Source organism: Vibrio sp. Vb0598 (genome assembly GCF_033338935.1).
In the GTDB taxonomy this organism is placed as follows: Bacteria; Pseudomonadota; Gammaproteobacteria; order Enterobacterales; family Vibrionaceae; genus Vibrio; species Vibrio alginolyticus.
Genome location: NZ_JAWOTP010000097.1, coordinates 1 through 1,519 on the forward strand (window position 1 = coordinate 1; position 1,519 = coordinate 1,519).

Below are 1,519 nucleotides of genomic sequence, written 5' to 3' on the forward strand. Positions count from 1 at the left end.
CGTGTCGTTCAAATGACCGTTATCGACGTATTAGCCACAGGCTTTACACTTCGCCGTGGTACAGGTTTCCGCGAAAATCTAAAACGCGTGAAAGATGCCTTAAAAGACAGTCGTTATGACAAGCTAAGTCAGTACTAAGCATTGATTAAGGGGAGCCAATTGGCTCCCCTTTTTATTTCTTCTCGCAACGACTTTACTTGTATTTACTCATTTACACTTGATAAATCGCTTCTCGATTCCAATACCTCTACTGAACTCATGTGCGGCGTGCTTTCTGCAGCACAATCTCCACTGCAATCGCACACTTGTTTTAGTATGAACACCAAACGCTCCTGATTAAGAGGTAAAGGGTTACCTTTAATCGCAACAGACTTAAGCGCATCGTTTGCTACCTGTTCAAACGAAGTTTGGCAAACACCAAACTTACCAAGCAATGGCAATTCTAGCTTATCTAACACCATCGTGACCCAAAGCACGCCGTCATGTTCATTCGCATTCGCTCTGTCCGTGACAAGTCGAGCCAGTTTTCGATATCGATTGATCACATCATTCCTGCCCGCTTGCTTTGCTGCATTGATGTTTTCTTGCATCACATGAGGTGCTAAACGTGCAGTTATCACACTGTGCGGAGCATCAAGTTTCCCACCAAGAGCAGAGGCTAACCCATGAGCAGCGCCCAATTTAGCGTTAGTGATCGCCATCCCTCCAAGCAAAGCCGCAAAAGATAAATCCGAACGAGCCTTATGATTATCCTGCTTGCAGCCTGCAATCACTGATCGACTCAATCGACGAAGCCCTTCTTCGCATACCATATCAGTGAGAGGATTCGGCTCGCCGCACACATAAGCTTCCATCAGATGCGTAAATGCATCCATAGCGCCTCGTCCAGATGTGTATTGATCAGTCCCATAAGTCAATGTTGGGTCGACAATCGCAACGTCAGCCAACATGTCCGGACTTCTTAAACTTACTTTTACTTTGTCCTGCCCAGACTTAAGAACGGCATTTCTAGTCACTTCTGAGCCAGTACTCGCAGTTGTGGGAATCGCGATGAAGTGAATCGGTTTCGCTTTGAGAGGAACGTTTCTTCCAACTACTTCCACATAATCGTAGACATTACCCTGATTGGGAATGATTGCGGCCAATGCCTTGCCCATGTCGATGACGCTACCACCGCCGATCGCGATGACCATATCAGGTTGAAATTTTCGCCCGAGCACCGCCGTTTCTTCCACCATCGTAATGTTGGGCTCCCCATTGATGGCGACGTGCTGATAACGCATATTTTGAGCTTTGAGATAATTGATGATGGGCGTGGCGCGCTGAGTCTCTTTTCCCGTCACGAGCAAGACGCTATACCCAAATTGATTGATAACTGATAGTGAAGATTGGAGCGCTCCTTCACCGAAAATAATCCGTGTTGCAGTCATAAACTGAAACATACACTTCCTCCCCAAAACGACAACTTTTAATAGATTGCTATGGTTTGCGTTAAAAAAAGTTGACCCAATCCACCTTG

The 1,519-nt window shown here is 46.1% G+C and carries 1 protein-coding gene and 1 pseudogene; one reads left to right on the forward strand and one right to left on the reverse strand.

Annotated features, from left to right (window positions below):
* Positions 1–138 (forward strand): annotated as a pseudogene (locus tag R7Q38_RS23185) (transcriptional regulator HexR); the annotation flags it as partial.
* Positions 139–203: 65 nt separating this feature from the next.
* Here the strand turns inward: R7Q38_RS23185 and R7Q38_RS23190 are convergent.
* A complete protein-coding gene (locus R7Q38_RS23190) occupies positions 204–1,442 on the reverse strand; it encodes an iron-containing alcohol dehydrogenase (RefSeq protein WP_064490393.1) in 1,239 nt (412 codons plus the stop codon).
* Positions 1,443–1,519 lie beyond the last annotated feature (77 nt).